We start from the raw sequence: 19,672 nt of genomic DNA on the forward strand, positions 1-19,672 counted from the left end.
AACGAGTAAATGAGCGAAGAACACGAAGAACTAGAGCATTTAAACAGTAGCGATCAAGAACAGCATTCTACTGAAACTATAACCAGAGTTACAGGAATGTACAAGGAGTGGTTTCTTGATTATGCAAGCTACGTGATATTGGAACGCGCTGTACCAGCGATAGAGGATGGTTTTAAACCAGTACAGCGACGTATCATGCAATCGATGAAGGATTTAGACGATGGTAGGTACAACAAAGTAGCCAATATTGTGGGACATTGTATGCAGTACCATCCTCATGGTGATGCCAGTATAGGTGATGCTATGGTGCAAATTGGTCAAAAGGACCTTCTTATAGATATGCAAGGTAACTGGGGTAATATTTTAACTGGTGATCCTGCAGCAGCTTCTCGTTATATTGAAGCTAGACTCTCAAAATTTGCTCTTGAGGTATTGTATAATCCTAAAATTACGGAATGGCAATCTAGCTATGATGGTAGGAGAAAAGAACCTATAAATTTACCAGTAAAATTTCCATTATTACTTGCACAAGGTGCTGAAGGTATTGCGGTAGGTTTGAGCACCAAAGTATTACCTCACAATTTTAATGAGCTCATTGATGCTAGTATCAAGCATTTACAAGGAAAAAGATTTAAAATTTATCCTGACTTTCCAACAGGCGGCGAGGCAGATATTTCAAATTATAACGATGGTTTAAGAGGCGGTAAAGTGAGAGTGCGTGCCAAGATGCACTCGCCTGAAAAAAACACCATCGTAATTACAGAGATACCATACTCAACAACTACAAGTTCCCTTATTGATTCTATTTTAAAGGCAAATGAAAAGGGGAAAATTAAAATTAAACGTATAGAAGACAACACTGCTGCACAAGTAGAAATCGTCGTTCATTTGCCTAGTGGTTTATCACCAGATAAAACCATGGATGCTCTTTATGCCTTTACAAATTGTGAGGTAAGTATTTCACCATTAGGCTGTGTAATTGAGGATAATAAACCACTATTTATTGGTGTTTCTGAGATGTTGCGTCGTAGTGCAGATCATACTGTTCAATTACTTAAGTCAGAACTTGAGATATTATTGCATGAGGTTGAAGAACAATGGCACTTTGCTTCTCTAGAAAGAATATTTATTGAAAATAGAATTTATAGAGATATAGAAGAGGAAGAAACTTGGGAAGGAGTAATTAGTGCAATCGATAAAGGACTTAAACCACATATTAAGCACCTGAAGCGTGCAATAACCGAAGAGGATATTGTTAGGTTAACTGAAATTAGAATCAAGAGAATTTCAAAATTTGATATTGATAAAGCACAACAAAAGATTCAAGCTCTAGAAGATCGCATTGCAGAACTTAAACATCATCTAGAACATTTGATTGAATTTGCTATAGATTATTTTACTAAACTCAAGAAGGATTATGGTCAAGGTAGAGAACGCAAGACTGAGCTGAAAAACTTTGAGGATATAGTAGCAAGTAAAGTAGTTATTAGAAACACAAAACTATATGTTAATAGAGAAGAAGGTTTTATAGGTACAGCTCTTAAACGAGATGAGTATGTATGTGATTGTGCAGATATTGATGACATCATAGTATTTACAAAAGATGGTACGATGATGGTGACAAAGGTGGATTCCAAAACCTTTATAGGAAAAAACATAATCCATGTCGCTGTATTTAAGAAAAAAGACAAACGTACCATTTACAATGTTATCTATAAGGATGGTAAGTCGGGACCTAGTTATATAAAAAGATTTGCTGTGACTAGTGTGACACGAGATAGGGCTTACCCTATGGGTAAATCAGATAAAGGATCTGTAGTTCATTATTTCAGTGCAAATCCTAATGGTGAAGCTGAAGTTGTTACAGTAAACTTAAGACAGCAAGGCAGTATTAAAAAGCTTAAATGGGATATAGATTTTAGTGAAATCCTCATTAAAGGAAGAGCATCTAAAGGAAATCTCGTAACGAAGTATAACATTAAGAAGGTCGAGCTTAAAGAAGAAGGTGTAAGTACACTTAAACCTAGAAAAATTTGGTTTGATGATACAGTACAGCGTCTTAATGTAGACGGTCGTGGTGAATTACTAGGTGAATTTAAGGGAGAAGATCGTTTACTTATTATCAATCAAAAGGGTATCGCAAAGACTATTATTCCTGAGGTAACTGCTAGATTTGATGATGATATGGTAGTCCTTGAAAAATGGGAGCCTAAAAAACCTATCAGTGTTATCTATTATCACGGTGAGAAGGAATTATTTTATATCAAAAGGTTTTTTATAGAAAACCCAGAACGAGAAGAAGGTTTTATTCCAGATGTACAAGGATCCTATCTGGAAGTTATATCTACTGATTATCGCCCTATGGCAGAGCTGGTTTTTAATAAACCTAGAGGTAAAGAACAGCCACCTAATGAAGAGGTTAATATTGAGGAATTTATCGCTGTAAAAGGCATAGGTGCTCAGGGTAATATGCTTACTAAATCCAAAGTGAAACAAATTAACTTATTAGATGCGTTACCATATGAGGTACAGGAGGAAAATGAAAGTGAAAATGATGAAATAACCACCTCAAAAGAACATCTTGAAACGTCACAACAAACTGATGCTAAAGATGAACCTACGACCAATAAGTCTGAAGATAGTAATCTTCCAGAACCACCGGTGGATGATACGGGACAAAGTAGTCTGTTTTAAATTACGCTTTCGCGAAAGCGTAACAAAAAATATTATTTATTTACTAGGAACGTCTATAGTTGGTTTTTGATCTGATTTGTTAAATACGTAAGTAAATAACCACGTAAGTGTAAAGGTAGGAATGATATCCATACCAGGAACCAGTTCTTCTATTGTAGTAATGATACCAGCTGCAACACCTGTTTTTCCTGGGTAGAGTAGGGTCATGAGGTAACCTGCTATGGGTGCCCAAAATAAATCTGTCGTCTCTCCTAAAAATGGAAGGATGTAAGATGACATACCTACTAAATCTAAGGCTATACTGGCAAAAAGTTTTGATTTTTTAGATTGAAACATATTCAGTTTTTTGAACTGTTTAGTTCAAATAACGTTCCAAACTTATTTTTTAGTATCTCAAAAAGGATTAATGCTTTGTATTTTAATGTTTTAGAAAGGTAGGTTTAAAAGTTTAATGTTAGGCCTACCGTATTTGGAGTCGCACTAAAACTGAGAGAGTAGAAACGTTGTTTAGGTTTTTTAGTTCCATAACGCTGCTCGCCATATCCATTTCTAGTATCTAAATATCTATCTACGGCTTCTACGGTTGCAATCGTAATAGCAAGACTTAGAACTACATCGGTTAAGTAGTGAGCTCCTTTCCAAACACGTGAAGCAGGTGAAACTAAACCTAGAGTATAAATACCTGCTTTTACCCAAGGATTATCAAAATGTTTTGCGAGCGCATAGGCTGTGGTGAATGACAAAATGGTATGACCAGATGGGAATGATCTATAACCAGACTCGCCAGAAAACGGTCTAAATTCAGATTTTCCTACACCAGTTTCTGGTCTACCACGTCCAGTAACAGATTTTAAAAACTGTTGTAGAAGACCACCAGCGGTTGCGCTACTTATCATCAATACACCTGTTCGCCTCCATTCAGGGCTTTTGGTAAATAGTCCGTACAAATAGATACCACCAGTTACACCATAATTGTTTTGAGGACTTCCAAAGTACCATCCAAAATCACTAATTACAGTTGGAATATCGTCTTGTTGTCTGCGTGCCCAATCGCTTGTTTGTTCATCAACTAAATACAAACCACCAACAAGACCAGCAGTAGCACCTGCACGCAACCAATCTCTTTGTTGCCAGTGAAAAGGCCTTGAATAGGTGTAGGCTACACCATTAAACGCATTTTTTCCATCATAAGCTAGTAGTTGCCAGGTATTCATTTCTTCAACTTGTAAAGATGTGAATTTATCTGATTTGAAGTTTTGACTAAAAGATAAACTGTTGGTTAAAAGTAGAATAAGAATGATTACTAGTCGCCTCATAGGTAAATGATAATTTGCAAAGATACACTTAGAAGTTGTTTTGATACGCTGATTAACAATAGTCTATGAAATAAGTGTAATATTTCTACTCAAAAATCGAATTTTAATTTTTAACAAAACAAAATAATAGTATATTTGCAACCGCTTTTCACAATAGCGCTTGATTATTGTACAAGCATGGTCGCGTAGCTCAGCTGGATAGAGCATCTGCCTTCTAAGCAGACGGTCACAGGTTCGAATCCTGTCGCGATCACGAAATAAAAAAACCACGCTGATAAGCGTGGTTTTTTTATTTAAGGAGATATCTTTTTTTAATATCTTGATTAATGGATTGGATTAGATAAATGATTTAAAAATGCTATATCCAAGGTACAGCATAATCATTCCTAGTATCATACTTCCGAAAAAATAAAGGCCTGCATTTAAAAAATCTCCATTTTTAATAAATTTTACTAATTCTAATGAAAATGTTGAGAAGGTGGTAAGGCCACCACAAAATCCTATTCCGAATAATAAATATCTAGGATGCGATATACCATCTGTACGCTCAGTCAACTGCCATAAGATTCCCAATAAGAAACAACCTAGAACATTTACGATCAAGGTAGGTAACCATTTTATTGTACCAGAATTCATGTATATGGAAACGGCATACCTTAGGTAACTACCTATGCCACCACCAATAAAAACTAAAAAGAAGCTTTTCATTCTTGAATAGGTAAATAAATTTCTGTTAGATATGCTGCTGGATTTACCGTTTCATCTTTAGAGACTCTATAAACGATATAAGGAGAAATATCAGAGGCATCTAAATTATTCGAGACTCTATAAGCTGTTGCCTCTTCCCAGGCTTTATTTAAAAATTCATGTTTTCCTTTTAAGGTTGTTTTTATGGCCTGAGTTGCAGGTGTAAAACCACATAAAACATTGCTGCCTGTTTCAGTTTCTATTCTATCTTTAACAGGAATGGCAGCAGAAAATATTAACTGACCTAAAGTAGGATTGTTTTTTTCAAAAATGATCATAGGATTTCCAAATGGCTTTATATCATGAATATTCATGTACTTTTTTATGTTTTGAAACATACTTTCTTGCAAGGTTTCCATGGTTTTTGTTGTTGCACTTGTCGACATGTATAAGTAGTAACTGCCGCCTGTATCAAGAACTCCATCAACTGATACTGTATATTTATTCAATTCCTGTTGTACAACACTGTCCAAGTTCTTAAGGCCTTGTTCATACATAGGTCTTATTTCCTTTTCTAAATCAATTCCAAAAATCGCGTTGAGCATTTTTTCTTTCAGGCTATTCTCACCTTTAATATTCCAAATAACTTTATTTGCTTTTTCCTCAGGCATTATCATCATACTTACCTCACTATTGGAAACAGCAAATCCGCTATCGTACTGCATATCAAAGACTATTTTCTTATTTGGGTCTACGTTTGTGATAGTCATTTTACCATTACCATATTCATCTGTAAAGGTGTAATAGCCACCTACACCGCTTGTTTGTTCTCCCATTGTTGAGTTTATACCATCTTGCATGGTCCATGGATTCCAATTATTCCAACTTTCAAAATCATCTATTTGCTCATAGATAACTTGTGTAGGTGCTTCGATAGTATATTCTTCAGTAATACTATATGTTCCGTCTTGAAGGGAGAAATACACTACACTGGCAATAATACCAATTACTAATAAGATGATAAAGTACTTTAATGCTTTCATAGGGTTGATAGAATTAATGGCCAAAAAGGTATGACAAATCTATATAAAATAAAACTGCCAGCTGTATAAGCCGGCAGTCTGATGAAAGTCTAGAGACTTTCTTCCCCCTAAAATTCAGTTAATAAAAGAAGTATTGGTCGATTGTGAAAATCCTCTTATTACTTATCCAAATATATTAGCATCTAAGCGGGAAGAAGTACCCCTAAATGGGTATTTTTAAAAATATTTATATATAAAAACACGATTTTAATTAACAAATGTTAATTATAGTGTTTGTGTACCGATAAAGCGTATCTCATGAGTTCTCCTTTTCCTTTGAGCCCTAACTTCTGAATCATATTTTTACGATGCTTTATAATAGTACCTACTGCGGTATGTCTGATCTCTGCAATTTCTGAACTTTGTTTCCCTTGCGCTATTAATTTAAGTATAACTCTTTCAGTAGGAGACAATTTAGGTTTAATATCCGCTTTTGTGTAAATTTCTTCAACAGCAATATTTTTATCAAAATAACTTTTACCTCTTGAAACTTCAATAATAGCTTTTCTGATTTCTTCTAGTGGCCTACGTTTCAATAGGTACCCAGATGCACCGGCTTTTATAGCATCGTTTATAGCATCATCATGCTCAAACATAGAGAAAAAAATCACCTTAATTTTTGGATGCGTTTTCTTGATTGTTTTACACATTTCAATACCATTCATACGAGGCATACTTATATCTGATAGAATAATATCGGGATTACGGTGCTTGATGTTTTCTAACAATTCTTTACCGTCGTGGGCAGTTCCTATCACGGTAATTTCTGGATCATTTTCAAGTAATAATTTAGTTGCATCTACAATGGATACATGGTCGTCTGCAATTAGTAGGTTGATCATAACGGTATATCGATGGTTATTGTGGTTCCAAAACCAGGTTGCGAGTCTATTTCAAATGTTCCTCCTGTATTTTCTACCTTTTTCTCTATACTATATAGTCCCATTCCATCAGTTGGTTTAATTGATACAACATTCATCCCTATACCGTTGTCTTCAATCATGATGTTTAAATGGTCTTCATAAGCAGTTAGATTAATAAAGGCCTCGCTGGCTTGTGCGTGTTTTATAATATTATTTAATAATTCTTGTATTATTCTAAAAATCAATAGTTCTAGACTGTTTTCTAATGTCGTGTCTAGCCCATAGTGGATCACTTCGACATCTAACTCTTTACTTTGACTGATTTTTTGAGCTAGACTCTCTACACTAGGTATTAAACCTTTACTAGCTAGAACACCTGTAAAGCGTTTATGCGACATTTGACGAATTTTTTCATAAGTATCGTTAAGCAGTTGTTCTGTTCTATCAAAATAAATCTTATTGTCTTGTTGGGCTGCTTGCCGTTTTAAATTTTCAAAATGCAGTTTCATAGTGGTAAGAGAACTGCCTAGGTCATCATGTAATTCGGTGGCTATTTCCTTTCGTTCTTTTTCTTGACCAGCAATCATAGCATCGATAGTAGATAACTCTTGCTCTTTCAGTATTTTATCTTTTTGGGCCATGATGAGTTTCTTCTCTTTTTCTACTAAAAGCTTTTTCTTACGCTGGTTGTTAAAAAACCACAAACCAATAACGCTTATAAGGACTGCTGTTGCTATAAGCGCGATAATAACCTTTTGATTTTGTTCGTTTTTAGCTTCTTGTTCTGCTATTTTTTTCTCTTTCTCAGCAGTTTCATATTTTGCCTCAAGCTCTTGTATTTTATTCTCACTTTGTCTAGCATTAATGGTGTCAATGTTATCAAGTACATCAACAAATAATTCGCTGCTCAGCTTGTATTTGTTGTTATAGTGGTAGGCTTCAGCAAGATTTCTCTTATTATTAATAAGGTTAAGTAGGTCTAGGTTATCAGGAGCGAGTTCTTGAGCTTTCAACGTATACTCAAGAAACTTCTCATAATTCTCCATTCTTTTATAGACCTGTCCAGTATTGTTGTAGTTACCATATAGTCCAGTAGTATCCTTAATTTTAGAATAGTACTTTTCTATTTTTTTTTGAAAAATTAAAGCAGAATCTAACAATCCTTGACGCTGATAAACTACTGAAAGATTACTTTCAACAGTAAAAATATCTTCAGTTTTGTTGTATTCCTTTGCTATTTCTCTAGCCTTCCACAATTCATTTTTTGCTTGGTTATATTGATTATTGTGGATTAAGTACCCTGTTGAATATAGGTAGCTAGTAATCTCAAGATCGGGATCCTCTAATTTTTTAGCAATTTTTTTATTGACCTCTATAAGATCCATAAAACCATCAGGCACCTCGCTTACATAAAAATAGGCATAGATTAATTCATCATTAATATAGAATAGACTTTTTAAATCTTGTGGATCACATGATTTTTTAAATTCAAGAAGCCTATTATAATGAGCAGGAGCATCGTGATCTATTCCATATTGAGCAGCACTTTCTGCAATTTTAATGCGGTACTGCTCATATATAGAATAGTCATCAAGGTTTAATGTATCTACAATAGCTAGAGTAGTTTCATATTCATTATCATAATTATTCATAAGTAAGTCTACATATGAAAATTCCTGAGCTACAATCCATTGAGAAATAAATAAAAATAAGAGGCTGGCTACTGTTCTCAAGAAGATCTTATTTTATTTTTCTTTTCATCATATTACCAATTAGGATAGGTTTAGAAACTTCTTCAGTGTCCTCACAGTAATCAATATCTAAAGAAGTATCCATGATAAAATCACCACTAAAACTTTGGTTAAATTCAATCGTTTTATTGTCGGGAGCGCCTTGTTCAAAAACGATTACCATTTTATACTTATCATCTTCGTTTATAATTTGAGCATCGGTAACGTATCCTATATCATTAGCAATGGTATGAAACGTACCACTTACTAAAGTTACAGTTTCATCGTTGGTCCCACTAGGTTCCCAGGTAAAATCTGCTTTTACGATAGGAGCATTTTCTTTTGAGGCAAGAATTACATTTTCATCTTCGTAATAAAAGTCTACCGTTATAGCAGGATCGATAGTGTAATTGCATTCCATTGATGCTGCTTTCTTCTCAATTGTGGTTTCCATTTCCTGCATCTTTTCTGGCTTTTTTTCTTCTTTACAGGCGGTCATTAAAGTTGCAACGGCGATTAACGCAAGTGAAATTCTTTTCATAATTAATTGGTTTATAGAATGAGTAAATTAAGTTAAATGGCTAGCATTATTCAATACCCTTTATGGGGTACGTCTAGCTATGTAAATGTAAAAATTCTTTACAATATGAATATTCCTACAACTAGCAGTCGTCTTAAATGGATTACAGATTATTCAACTTAATTAAATGATTGATAATTAATTATTTGAAGGTGAGATGGTGTTTTCGCTTTCGCGAAAGCGAAAATCATTAAATAAAAGTAAGTAAGATTTATTTAAGGAATTCCTGAAGAATATATTGATAAAGTTGTTTTTGATTCATGTCTACTAAGCTCATTGAATCATCGAGAAGTTCACTCTCTATAACATTTACAAGATTATTATTATTCAAATCATGTTTATGAAGTTTCCACTTGTCATCATGATATTCCAAGGCTGTGCAATTTTCAACCCAGTCACCACTATTTAAATATCGTATTGACGAGCCATTTTTAAAATCTATCGTTTTGTCGGTAGGTTGGTGAATGTGACCGCAAATCACATAGTCATAACCTTGTTGACGAGCCATTTCTATAGCAGTTTGCTCAAAGTTGCTGATAAATTTTACTGCACCTTTTACACTGGTTTTTATTTTACGAGATAGTGAAACTTTACCTTTACCTAGTTTTCTAGACAAATAATTAATAGCGGTGTTTACTAAAATCAAGCTATCATAGCTCATCGCACCTATTTTTGCCAACCATTTACTATTTTGAATGGAAACATCAAAAATATCACCGTGAAAAAACAGGGCAGTTTTTCCGTTACAATTCCATTCTAGCTTATTTACAATTTTGATATTACCCAGTTCAAGGCCATTGAATTTTCTGAGCATTTCATCGTGATTACCAGTGATATAATAAATTTGAGTTCCTTTGGATGCTAGTTGAAATAGTTGTTTTACTACTTTCATGTGACTTTTGGGCCAGTAGCGTTTTGAGAACTGCCACATATCAATAATATCGCCGTTAAGAACTAAAGTGTCTGGTTTTATACTTTTTAAATAGCTATAGATTTCTTTTGATTGACAACCATAGGTCCCCAAATGTACATCGCTTATTACTACAAGATCCACTTTTCGTTTCATATAACCTTTTGATAATGATGTTTATAAAACTAATTGAAAGGGTTGATTACTAGGTTATAAGAATTTTATGTGTTCTTTATTTAAAGGCTATCACTTAATGAAATAATTGTAAAAAAAGCCGTCATTAAAATGACGGCCTAGCGTAACATTGAATTTAGTTTAATTATCTTATTTCAAACTGAGAATCAATAGTTAACCTTTTATTTATGTTAGAATTATTATATAATCTTTAACCAAACCTAATCTCGCTTAAGCTTACTTAACTTTTTGACTAATCAACAAATATTGAATTAGTTGAAACGAAAATTTCATCGATAAAAAAACCGCTATTTCTAATTAAAGAATAGCGGTTTCCAACATTTAAAATTAACTTTCTAATTAGAAAGGATAAGCATTACTATCAGTTACCTTATCTGCGATCGTATTTCTTAACGCTACGATATTAGGCAGATTTGTATATTTAGTAAATCGTTTAAGTCCCATAAGCATCATGCGTTGTTCGTCACCTTCTGCAAAGCTTGCGATACCTTCTTCAGCTCTGTTTTGGATGATTTTCACTGCATTGTATAAGTATAGCTGAGACATAGCAATTTGCTCTTTTTGCGCTTCTTCACTTGACCTAGCGATATTTTTCTGAGTTCTAAGGATAGCACTTTCAGCCATATAAATCTCAATAAGAATGTCTGATGCGGCCATAAGTAACTGTTGGTGTTGTTCAAGTTCAGTTCCAAATTTTTGAACTGCACTACCAGCTACCATTAAGAATACTTTTTTAAGTTTCTTAATCATATCCATTTCTTCACTTAATGGCTCAGAAAAATCTGGCACCTCAAAAGAAGGAATAGAGGTAAGTTCATTTGCCACAGCCATTGCTGGTTCCAGTAAATTTACATGACCTTTCATCGCCTTTTTAACAAGCATACCAACGGCAAGCATTCTATTTATTTCATTTGTACCTTCATATATTCTTGAGATACGAGCATCACGCCACGCTGCTTCCATAGGTGCATCGGCACTGAATCCCATACCACCGTATATTTGAATACCTTCGTCGCTACAGTTTTGAATATCTTCAGATACAGCTACCTTAAGAATAGAACATTCAATGGCAAACTCTTCAACTCCTTTCAGTTCTGCAGTTGCAAATTCATCTCCTTGTTCTTGTCTAATATGGATACGATTTTCTATGTCTTTTGCTGCACGATATGAAGCACTTTCGCCTACGTAAGCACTTGTAGCCATGTCGGCTAATTTCTTACGAATAGCACCAAATTTTGCGATTGGAGTTTTAAACTGCTCACGTTCATTTGCATATTGAGTAGCTAAAGAAATTACACGACGCTGTGCATCTAAACAAGCTGCAGCAAGTTTGATACGACCTACGTTAAGAGCGTTCATAGCAATTTTAAATCCTTCACCACGTCCAGCCAGCATATTTTCAACAGGAACAAGGCAATCATTAAAAAATACTTGACGGGTAGAAGAGGAGTGAATTCCTAACTTGTGTTCTTCCTCACCTAATGTAATACCATTTGACGGGTCATTTTCTACAATGAAACCTGTGATATTTTTATCATCTTCTAAACGGGCAAATACTACAAATACGTTACAAAAACCTGCATTTGAGATCCACATTTTCTGACCGTTGATTTTGTAGTGTTTACCGTCTTCAGTAAGTTCAGCTTTAGTCTTACCCGAATTTGCATCTGATCCAGCACCAGGCTCTGTCAAACAGTAAGCTCCAAACCACTCACCTGTAGCAAGTTTTGGAACATATTTTTTCTTCTGCTCTTCAGTTCCATAAAGTGTAATAGGCATAGTACCTATTCCTGTATGAGCACCAAAAGCTGTAGCAATAGAACCAGTTGCTCCTGATATGTAATCACATACTAACATGGTTGAGACGAATCCCATTCCTAGACCATCATATTCTTCAGGTACAGCTACACCTAAGAATCCCATTTCACCTGCTTTACGCATTACTTCTTCAGTAAGAGCGTAATCTTTCTTTTCAAATCTTTCTTTATGCGGTACAACTTCTTTGTCTACAAATTCTGTTACCGACTCTTTCATCATGATTTGTTCCTCAGAAAAATCTTCAGGAGTAAATACGTCCTGTGGATTTGTTTCTTTCACGATAAATTGACCACCACGGATTATACCGCTTTCATTTGTTGTTTCTGTTGCCATTTTTTTACTTTTTATTACGATACTTAGAAGAATGAATGGTACTCAAATCTATTTTGAAATTGATTACCTAGTCCCAGCATATTAATTTGTGCCTAGCAGATCAGTCTTCTAACTTTTTTAATGATTGTTTTATTTAAGGAATTCGTAAACACCACAAGCTCCTTGACCTGTCCCTACACACATAGTTACAAGACCATATTTATTCTCTAAATTTTGACGTCGCATTTCATCAAATAATTGTACACTTAATTTTGCTCCTGTACATCCTAGTGGATGTCCTAGTGCAATAGCTCCTCCATTTGGGTTCACTATATCTTGGTTAAGGCCCAATTCTCTGATTACTGCAAGTGATTGAGAAGCAAATGCTTCATTTAATTCAATCATACTTACATCATTTAAAGTAATTCCTGCTTGTTTAAGTGCCTTTGGAATAGCCTTTACTGGACCAATACCCATAATTCTAGGAGGAACACCTGCAGCTGCAAAGTTTACCATACGTGCGATAGGTTCAAGATTTAATTCTTTTACCATTTCTTCACTCATCACTAGAACCATAGCTGCTCCATCACTCATTTGTGATGAGTTACCAGCGGTTACCGAACCACCAGCAGCAAATACAGGTCTTAATTTTCCTAGAACCTCCAGTTTAGTATCAGCACGTGGTCCTTCATCCTTGTTTACAGTGTAGGAGCGTGTTTCCTTTTTACCAGCAGCGTTAATAAAAGTTTCCTCTACTTCTATGGGAACGATTTGGTCTTGAAATCTATCTTCAGCAAGTGCTTTCAAAGCTTTTTGATGAGAATTAAAGGCAAACTCATCTTGGTCTTCTCTAGAAACTTTGAATTCGTTTGCAACAGCCTCTGCAGTTAACCCCATTCCCCAGTAATAGTCTTCGTTACCGGCTTTTGCTACTCGGTAATCTGGAGTAGGTTTATAACCACCCATTGGAATATAGGACATCGACTCTGCACCACCGGCAATAATACAATCTGCCATTCCCGATTGGATTTTTGCGGTTGCCATGGCAATAGTTTCTACACCACTAGCACAATATCTATTTACAGTTACACCAGGAACATCATCAATTTTTAATCCCATTAATGAAATTAAACGCGCCATATTAAGTCCTTGTTCAGCCTCGGGCATAGCGTTACCTATGATAACATCATCAATTCTTGTTTTATCCAAGGCAGGAACATCTTTAAGCATAGCTTCAATTGTTTCTGCTGCCAGTTCATCTGGTCTTTTAAATCTGAATACTCCTTTAGGAGCTTTTCCCACTGCTGTTCTTTTAGCAGCAACTATATATGCAGTCTTGTTCATTTCTTTAATATTATAACAGGATTATAGATTTATGTTTGAGAACAAGTTATCTAATTGAAATCCTATCATTTGTTATTTTTTAATTTGCTGTGAAACTGGTTTATTGAATTAGTTTCTTAACGGTTTACCTTTTTGCAACATGTGCTGTAAACGTTCTAAAGTTTTACGTTCACCAGTTAAACTTAAAAAGGCTTCTCTTTCAAGATCTAATAAATATTGCTCGGATACCAGAGTAGGAGCACTTAAATCACCACCAGCCATTACGTAAGCTAATTTATTAGCGATTTTCTTATCATGCTCGCTTATGTATTTTCCAGCTTCCATACTGTCTGTACCTACTAAGAACATTCCTAATGCTTGTTTACCAAGTACCTTAATGTCTTTACGTGGTGCAGGTTGCGTGTATCCTTTATCTGCCATTAGGCGTGCCTGCGCTTTCGCGAAAGCGATACGACGATTGTCATTAACAACAACTTGATCAATTCCTCTTCTTAAGATTCCTAGGTCGTAGGCTTCGTAAGCACTAGTTGCTACCTTGGCCATACCTACAGTTAAGAAATATTCTTGTAAACGGTTAAGTTCTACATCGTTCTTTTCGAAAGTATCACTTGCACGTAGAGCCATTTCCTTTGATCCACCACCACCTGGAATAACTCCTACTCCAAATTCTACTAGACCTATGTAGGTTTCGGCACTGGCTACTGCCATATCACTGTGCATCGTAATTTCACAACCACCACCTAATGTCATTTGGTGAGGTGCAACAACTGTTGGAATACTGCTGTAACGTAATCTCATTACGGTATTTTGGAATTGCTTAATAGCCATATTAAGCTCATCATATTCTTGCTCTACAGCCATCATGAATATCATACCGATATTTGCTCCAACGGAGAAATTTGCTCCATTGTTTGCAACTACAAGTCCATCAAAGCGGTCTTCGGCAATATCTATAGCTTTATTAAGTCCAGCTAATACATCGCCACCAATCGAATTCATTTTTGAAGTGAACTCTACATTTAAAATACCATCACCTATATCATGAACAGTAACACCACTGTTTTTAAATACTGGTGCTTGTGCTCTAAGGTTGTCTAGAATAATAAAACCATCTTGTCCTGGTTTCTTAACGTAATCCTTATCAGGAATAGAGTAGTAGTAAGTAGCTCCATCGCGTACAGTGTAAAAAGAGTCATAACCTTTTTCTAGCATTTCTGTCACCCAAGCAGCTGGTTCCTTACCTATGGCTTTCATAAGTTCTACACCTTTTGCAACGCCTACAGCGTCCCAAACTTGGTATGGACCATGTTCCCATCCGAATCCAGCACTCATCGCATCGTCAATACGGTATAACTCGTCTGAGATTTCAGGAATCCTATGTTGTACGTAAGCAAATAGTGATGCAAATGATTTTCTATAAAACTCTCCTGCTTTATCTTTTCCTTTTATCAGAACAGGAAAACGATCTGCAACATTATCAATAGTCTTAGTTAACTCTAATGTTGCAAATTTTGCTCTAGGCTGTTTAACATATTCTAGTGTATCTAGATCTAGAGCTAAAATTTCCTTTTTACCCTCGTTTGAAACACTTTTCTTATAGAAGCCTTGTCCTGTTTTTGAACCTAACCATTTGTTTTCCATCATAGTGCTGATGAAACCTGGTAATTTAAACGTGTCACGGTGCTCGTCTTGTGGACAGTTTTCATAGACTCCGTTTGCTACGTGTACCAACGTATCCAATCCTACTACGTCTACTGTTCTAAAAGTAGCAGACTTAGCACGTCCAATAACAGGACCGGTAAGTTTGTCTACTTCTGTAACTGTAAGGCCCATTTCTTTTACTGTATGAAATAGACTTTGTATAGAAAAAATTCCGATTCTATTTCCAATAAATGCTGGTGTATCTTTAGCTAATACTGACGTTTTTCCTAAATATTTTTCACCGTACTCCATAAGAAAATCCGTAACTGATGGATCACAGTTAGGTCCTGGAACTACTTCGAATAATTTTAAATATCTAGGAGGATTAAAGAAGTGGGTTACTGCAAAATGCTTTTGAAAATCCTCACTACGACCTTCATTCATAAATCCAATTGGAATTCCAGAAGTGTTTGAGGTTATTAAGGTACCAGGTTTACGGTACTTTTCAATTTGTTCAAAAACAGATTTTTTAATATCCAATCGCTCAACAACAACTTCTATTACCCAATCTGTATTTGAGATTTTTTTCAAATCATCTTCTAGGTTTCCTGTCGAAATACGATTTGCAAAAGCTTTATTATACAGAGGAGCTGGCTTACTTTTTATTGCAGCAGCAAGATTATCATTTACCATACGATTACGTACAGCTTTGTCTTCAAGGGTTAAACCTTTAGCTTTTTCTTTATCTGTAAGCTCTCGTGGAACAATATCTAATAATAATACCTCACAGCCAATATTGGCAAAGTGACAGGCAATTCCACTACCCATGATTCCAGAACCGATTACGGTTACATGTTTGATTCTTCTTTTTCCCATATTACTTTCTAACTAAAAAGGGTTGATTTTTAAATATCTTTTTTGAATTAACTATTTCATTTATTCGGTAAGCTACTTCTAGAAATGTTTCTAGTTTATCTTCTTCAATTTCCTCACGTATGTGGTTGTCAAAGGTTTTTACAACGGATTTAGAAAATTCTCTCATTTCCCTACCGAATGGTGTTAAATGAATTAAAACGCTACGACCATCTTCTGGATTTTTTTTCCTTTCAATAAGTCCTTTGTTTTCCATCATTTTAAGTGTTCGAGATAATGATGTCGCTTCCATTCCCATCTTTGGACCTAAGGCTGTACTAGGAGTTCCATTCTCGGGATCTATACTTATTAAAGCAAAACCTGTAGCCATTGTACTGCCTTTTACTGCGGCTTGTTCGTTGTACATTTTAGACACTGACATCCAGGTAGCTCTTAAAATATAATCTATTGTTTTATTATGTCTCATACTCATTAATAGACCGCAAGATAAAACATTTTACTATGCACGCATAATAAATTAACAAAAAACTTCAATCGTTATAGTAGTTTGAATAAACATAAAATTACTAATTATATTTTAATAATACTCAAGTTGATTAGCTCAATTTTAGAGTTAAATATCTGACTTTAAGTTTATAAAAGTTCGATAAATAAAAAAGCCTCTGATTTTTTATAATCAGAGGCTTTAAAGAGTCGTTTACTTAAAATTCTTTGTTAGTAATTGATATAAACCCAACTAGCTGTATCTTCTTCATCAGGATCATTATACTCAATAGTATAGAAATATACTCCTACAGGTACTAGGCCATCGCCAGCAAGTAAACCTTTATTTGGTATTCCTGCAAATTCTTCATAATTATTTGCTGACGTTTCATAAATCATACTTCCATTACGATTAAAAATCTTCAATACAAAATTAGGGAACTGTTCTGCTAGTCCTGGAATAGAGAATGTGTCGTTTACTCCATCATCATTTGGTGAGAATCCTTCTGGAAAAATGATTTCACATCTTTCGAAAATTATTGTAAATGCAACTACATTGAAACAACCTGTTTGTATATTCTCTAAGCGTGCAAAAAGAGTTCCTGTAGTAACACCGGCCTGAAAAGGCGTTGAGTAATTTGTTCCTAATGCATTAGAATCAGCTTCAGCATCTGCTTGAGATTCATAGTAGTTAACGATGTGATTAGCTGGATCATTACCATTAAGCACAGCATCATCTTGTACTGATAAATCAAATGTATTTTGATCTAAAGAGCTATTTTCATCACAGATATTTGCAAGATCTTGAGGTTGACCAATACTTGGAGCATCTAAAACTGAGATATCAAACTGTGTAGTATTTGAACAACCATTTGAGTCAGTCAATCTTACATAAATTGTTTGAGTTCCAGTTACAATATATGGCGAGGATAATGGATTAGCTCCAGTTTCAGCATCTCCTTGTGAAGCATGATAGCTTACTGAACCTAGACCATTTGGATCTACTTCAATATCTTGTTCTGTTAGATCAAAGTCTGAACTACCGTCTAAAGGAGCATCGTCACACACTTCTATATTCATAGGAGTTCCGATTGTAGGCTCGCTTAAAACTACCAGATTAAATTGAGCAGTACTGTAGCAGTCTTGATCAACGTCGTTCTCAACTCTTACATAAATGGTTTCAGTACTAGTTGTGTTGGTGTAAGCGACAGATGTGTCAATAGCATTCATGCCAGTATCTGCATCCATTTGAGTAGGGTGTAAGGTAATGGTAACATTGAATGAAGTACTTACAGCTGATTGTATGGTAGGTAAATATGAAGCAAGATCAAAATCTTCAATTCCGTCTTGTGAAATATCATCACAAGTTTCAAAATCTGGTATCGGATTGATTGCTGGAGTAGGACTTACCATTAAATCAAATGAATCAATAGCACTACATCCATCGTCAATAGGTGAGGTATTGTTTGCTATCCTTACCCAAATTGTTGTAGTTCCTAAAGGAGCATCAAAATTCAATGGTAATTCATTTACACCTGCATCTGCATCGGTTTGATTTGCGTGGTAAGTGATATCAAATGTAGTAGCATCTTGGCTACCTAAAACATCTGCTGTGAACTGACTTAAGTCAACAATCTCACTACCTGAAGCGTCATCATCACAATAGTTAAGTAATGTAGTATCAATAGGATCAACGATTCCATTTTCATAAATGGTAATTTCTTGAGTAAAGTTTCTTGTATCTCCTGAAACGTTAGTCACGTTTACACTCACTACATAAGTTCCTGCAGAAGCATAGGTATTGTATACAGCAACAGGTCCTGTAACACTCGCTGTATTACCATCACCGAAATCCCATGTACTTGCTGCTACCTGTGGTAAACAAGCTAAAAGAAATTCAGTTGCATCACCTTGACACTGATCGTTAAGAGTGAAAGAACTGGAGAAACTAGATTGAACAAATACAGGTAACCCTTGTTTTGATACACCAGGGCTGATGTCAAATCCGTTTGCATTATAGGTTGCGGTAGGAGTTTCAGGCCCTACTATCATTCCTAATTCTGTTTGATCAAAACGACCAACATAAATATTTCCATCCCGAGCTAATTGTAACGTAGATCTCCCTTCTGAAACATCAGCTATTTCTCTTTTGGTTGCTAGAATATTATTAGCATCACACAACTCGTATTGAAAGATCTTTTTATTTCCATTAAATCCGTAGGTGCTACTTTCATCATGATACAAATACTGAGAAGAAGGAGAGAATTCTGCTCCATAAACAGGACCGTTATGAAGGACTAAACCATTTCCACCAAATTGACCATTTCCTGGGTTAAAGTCGTACAAAACAGTACCTTCAAAACCATTAAAGCTATTCTGGTTACAGATTACTAGCTTTGTACCATCAGGACTTACTCTAAGTTGTCCTCTGTCTGCACTAGAAGATGCAGTTGGAACTGAATAGTATGGAAGGTTTCCATTTCCTTGTTGTAAAACAGGATTTGGGAATACAAATGAAACATTAGGACCTGGAATACCTCTTACTTCCCATGTAAATAGTGCGTTAAAGTTACCAGTACCATTTACAGTTGAAGTGGCATTACTTTCAGCAAAGGTCATTACATAGGCATTATTACTACCTGTTTGAATAGTAGCAGCTACTTTCTCTGCACAGGATTGGATAAGTACTACGTTTTTAACACCGGCAACAACATCTCCTAATCCACCGTTAAGAGACATTTCAACTCTAGAGTATGATAAAGGGCCATTACCACCAGCACCTACCGTAAAAATAAAATAAACTCCAGGTGATTCTGGAGCTTTTACGATTATGGCACTTTGGGTACTAGAGAAGTTACCATCTAAACCTGTACCGTTAGGCATAATGTTACCATTTCTATTCCATACTGTGATTCCGTCTGTAAAAAATAAAAGGTTTCCTGAATCATCTGAAATCGATGCAACACCTTCATCCGTATCATATCCAGATGTAGCTACTGCTGGATCTAGTGAACGATTTTGAGGGTTTGGAGTGAATTCTACACCAGCTTGATCTCCAAAGATCCACCATGAGGATTCTTCTTGGGCAAGCATGGTTGTACTTACAAAAATTAAGAGTAATAAAGAGTAAATTGTTTTCATGTT

Annotated in this window: 15 protein-coding genes and 1 tRNA gene; 3 read left to right on the forward strand and 13 right to left on the reverse strand. The window is 35.3% G+C overall.

Annotated elements, in window-relative coordinates; translation table 11 throughout:
- Positions 1 to 9: 9 nt before the first annotated feature.
- Entirely contained in the window at positions 10 to 2,694 is a 2,685-nt protein-coding gene (locus HCN53_RS01295) for a DNA gyrase/topoisomerase IV subunit A (protein WP_167341748.1), read from the forward strand.
- Positions 2,695 to 2,730: 36 nt separating this feature from the next.
- Here HCN53_RS01295 and HCN53_RS01300 read toward each other — a convergent pair whose 3' ends face one another.
- Positions 2,731 to 3,030: a hypothetical protein gene (locus tag HCN53_RS01300; protein WP_042278290.1), complete on the reverse strand. Its 300-nt coding sequence runs from the start codon at positions 3,028 to 3,030 to the stop codon at positions 2,731 to 2,733.
- 104 nt (positions 3,031 to 3,134) lie between these two features.
- Positions 3,135 to 4,010 carry a phosphatase PAP2 family protein gene (locus HCN53_RS01305; protein ID WP_167341749.1) on the reverse strand — a complete coding sequence of 292 codons (876 nt, stop codon included), beginning with the start codon at positions 4,008 to 4,010 and terminating at the stop codon, positions 3,135 to 3,137.
- Positions 4,011 to 4,189: 179 nt separating this feature from the next.
- Between HCN53_RS01305 and HCN53_RS01310 the strand changes: the two genes are divergently transcribed.
- Positions 4,190 to 4,263: transfer RNA gene (locus tag HCN53_RS01310), tRNA-Arg, on the forward strand.
- Between the two features lie 83 nt (positions 4,264 to 4,346).
- On the opposite strand, the gene crcB is transcribed toward HCN53_RS01310, so the two are convergent.
- The 5 genes from crcB to HCN53_RS01335 all read right to left on the reverse strand — a co-directional run bounded on the left by crcB (position 4,347) and on the right by HCN53_RS01335 (position 8,913).
- Positions 4,347 to 4,718 (reverse strand): fluoride efflux transporter CrcB, encoded by a 372-nt coding sequence (gene crcB, locus HCN53_RS01315; protein WP_167341750.1) that lies wholly within the window; start codon positions 4,716 to 4,718, stop codon positions 4,347 to 4,349.
- Entirely contained in the window at positions 4,715 to 5,740 is a 1,026-nt protein-coding gene (locus HCN53_RS01320) for an SRPBCC family protein (RefSeq protein WP_167341751.1), read from the reverse strand. Before HCN53_RS01320 ends, crcB begins: the two co-directional genes overlap by 4 nt.
- 260 nt (positions 5,741 to 6,000) lie before the next feature.
- Positions 6,001 to 6,621 carry a response regulator transcription factor gene (locus HCN53_RS01325; protein ID WP_042278380.1) on the reverse strand — a complete coding sequence of 207 codons (621 nt, stop codon included), beginning with the start codon at positions 6,619 to 6,621 and terminating at the stop codon, positions 6,001 to 6,003.
- Positions 6,618 to 8,375 carry a sensor histidine kinase gene (locus HCN53_RS01330; protein WP_167341752.1) on the reverse strand — a complete coding sequence of 586 codons (1,758 nt, stop codon included), beginning with the start codon at positions 8,373 to 8,375 and terminating at the stop codon, positions 6,618 to 6,620. Before HCN53_RS01330 ends, HCN53_RS01325 begins: the two co-directional genes overlap by 4 nt.
- Before the next feature lie 7 nt (positions 8,376 to 8,382).
- The gene (locus tag HCN53_RS01335; protein WP_167341753.1) at positions 8,383 to 8,913 is read right to left on the reverse strand and encodes a hypothetical protein; all 531 of its coding nucleotides are present in this window, start codon (positions 8,911 to 8,913) and stop codon (positions 8,383 to 8,385) included.
- Positions 8,914 to 8,949: 36 nt separating this feature from the next.
- On the opposite strand from HCN53_RS01335, the gene HCN53_RS13105 reads away from it, so the two are divergent.
- Positions 8,950 to 9,075, forward strand: a complete 126-nt coding sequence (locus HCN53_RS13105; RefSeq protein WP_258150502.1) for a hypothetical protein — start codon at positions 8,950 to 8,952, stop codon at positions 9,073 to 9,075.
- 88 nt (positions 9,076 to 9,163) lie between these two features.
- On the opposite strand, the gene HCN53_RS01340 is transcribed toward HCN53_RS13105, so the two are convergent.
- The 6 genes from HCN53_RS01340 to HCN53_RS01365 form a co-directional block, all read right to left on the reverse strand.
- Positions 9,164 to 10,018: a UDP-2,3-diacylglucosamine diphosphatase gene (locus HCN53_RS01340; RefSeq protein ID WP_167341754.1), complete on the reverse strand. Its 855-nt coding sequence runs from the start codon at positions 10,016 to 10,018 to the stop codon at positions 9,164 to 9,166.
- A gap of 378 nt (positions 10,019 to 10,396) precedes the next feature.
- Positions 10,397 to 12,208 carry an acyl-CoA dehydrogenase family protein gene (locus HCN53_RS01345; RefSeq protein WP_167341755.1) on the reverse strand — a complete coding sequence of 604 codons (1,812 nt, stop codon included), beginning with the start codon at positions 12,206 to 12,208 and terminating at the stop codon, positions 10,397 to 10,399.
- Positions 12,209 to 12,337: 129 nt separating this feature from the next.
- Positions 12,338 to 13,531 (reverse strand): acetyl-CoA C-acyltransferase, encoded by a 1,194-nt coding sequence (locus HCN53_RS01350; protein ID WP_085774448.1) that lies wholly within the window; start codon positions 13,529 to 13,531, stop codon positions 12,338 to 12,340.
- 108 nt (positions 13,532 to 13,639) lie between these two features.
- Positions 13,640 to 16,048: a 3-hydroxyacyl-CoA dehydrogenase/enoyl-CoA hydratase family protein gene (locus HCN53_RS01355; RefSeq protein WP_167341756.1), complete on the reverse strand. Its 2,409-nt coding sequence runs from the start codon at positions 16,046 to 16,048 to the stop codon at positions 13,640 to 13,642.
- Between the two features lies 1 nt (position 16,049).
- A complete protein-coding gene (locus HCN53_RS01360; protein ID WP_082586886.1) occupies positions 16,050 to 16,517 on the reverse strand; it encodes a MarR family winged helix-turn-helix transcriptional regulator in 468 nt (155 codons plus the stop codon).
- A 242-nt stretch (positions 16,518 to 16,759) separates the two neighbouring features.
- A complete protein-coding gene (locus HCN53_RS01365) occupies positions 16,760 to 19,669 on the reverse strand; it encodes a gliding motility-associated C-terminal domain-containing protein (RefSeq protein ID WP_167341757.1) in 2,910 nt (969 codons plus the stop codon).
- Between the last annotated feature and the right edge of the window lie 3 nt (positions 19,670 to 19,672).

Origin of the sequence: Nonlabens sp. SY33080, assembly GCF_011784885.1 — a bacterium.
Lineage (GTDB): Bacteria > Bacteroidota > Bacteroidia > Flavobacteriales > Flavobacteriaceae > Nonlabens > Nonlabens tegetincola.

Bases quoted from the DNA above. Each gene is read 5' to 3' on its own strand.
- HCN53_RS01305 (WP_167341749.1), bottom strand. From the start codon at position 4,010: ATGAGGCGACTAGTAATCATTCTTATTCTACTTTTAACCAACAGTTTA.
- HCN53_RS01355 (WP_167341756.1), bottom strand. From the start codon at position 16,048: ATGGGAAAAAGAAGAATCAAACATGTAACCGTAATCGGTTCTGGAATC.
- HCN53_RS13105 (WP_258150502.1), top strand. From the start codon at position 8,950: ATGGCTAGCATTATTCAATACCCTTTATGGGGTACGTCTAGCTATGTA.
- HCN53_RS01345 (WP_167341755.1), bottom strand. From the start codon at position 12,208: ATGGCAACAGAAACAACAAATGAAAGCGGTATAATCCGTGGTGGTCAA.
- HCN53_RS01325 (WP_042278380.1), bottom strand. From the start codon at position 6,621: ATGATCAACCTACTAATTGCAGACGACCATGTATCCATTGTAGATGCA.
- HCN53_RS01350 (WP_085774448.1), bottom strand. From the start codon at position 13,531: ATGAACAAGACTGCATATATAGTTGCTGCTAAAAGAACAGCAGTGGGA.
- HCN53_RS01300 (WP_042278290.1), bottom strand. From the start codon at position 3,030: ATGTTTCAATCTAAAAAATCAAAACTTTTTGCCAGTATAGCCTTAGAT.
- HCN53_RS01320 (WP_167341751.1), bottom strand. From the start codon at position 5,740: ATGAAAGCATTAAAGTACTTTATCATCTTATTAGTAATTGGTATTATT.
- HCN53_RS01360 (WP_082586886.1), bottom strand. From the start codon at position 16,517: ATGAGTATGAGACATAATAAAACAATAGATTATATTTTAAGAGCTACC.
- HCN53_RS01335 (WP_167341753.1), bottom strand. From the start codon at position 8,913: ATGAAAAGAATTTCACTTGCGTTAATCGCCGTTGCAACTTTAATGACC.
- HCN53_RS01340 (WP_167341754.1), bottom strand. From the start codon at position 10,018: ATGAAACGAAAAGTGGATCTTGTAGTAATAAGCGATGTACATTTGGGG.
- HCN53_RS01365 (WP_167341757.1), bottom strand. From the start codon at position 19,669: ATGAAAACAATTTACTCTTTATTACTCTTAATTTTTGTAAGTACAACC.
- crcB (WP_167341750.1), bottom strand. From the start codon at position 4,718: ATGAAAAGCTTCTTTTTAGTTTTTATTGGTGGTGGCATAGGTAGTTAC.
- HCN53_RS01295 (WP_167341748.1), top strand. From the start codon at position 10: ATGAGCGAAGAACACGAAGAACTAGAGCATTTAAACAGTAGCGATCAA.